General features: G+C 40.1%; 1 protein-coding gene. It reads right to left on the reverse strand.

What is annotated here, in order from left to right; translation table 11 throughout:
• Window positions 1-26: 26 nt before the first annotated feature.
• Window positions 27-279, reverse strand: a 253-nt coding sequence (locus LB450_RS13635) for a hypothetical protein (protein ID WP_224489804.1), incomplete at its 5' end; no start/stop codon positions are given.

Consider the following 279-nt stretch of genomic DNA (forward strand, 5'->3'; position numbering starts at 1 on the left):
GCGATGACATGTTAGTTAAAGACTTACTATGTTGTGTACCACAGATAGTCAGACTGATCCCATGTTTGGCTTATCTGTTCGACCAAACCATCCTTTGTGAAGGACTTGTCATTTAAAGAGTCTGGTTGTTCACTGTATGACTGGAGAGATAACCCTCCGAGCCATTGCATTTCCTTCTGCGTGGACTGAGCTCCCACCTGGATTTTTAGAAGGATGTTGATTCGTAGTTCAAAAAAAAAAAATTTGAAGATCAACAAGTTCCAAATTTGTGGGATTTTC

The sequence above is a fragment of the Psychroflexus curvus genome, assembly GCF_020164585.1.
Classification (GTDB): Bacteria; Bacteroidota; Bacteroidia; order Flavobacteriales; family Flavobacteriaceae; genus Psychroflexus; species Psychroflexus curvus.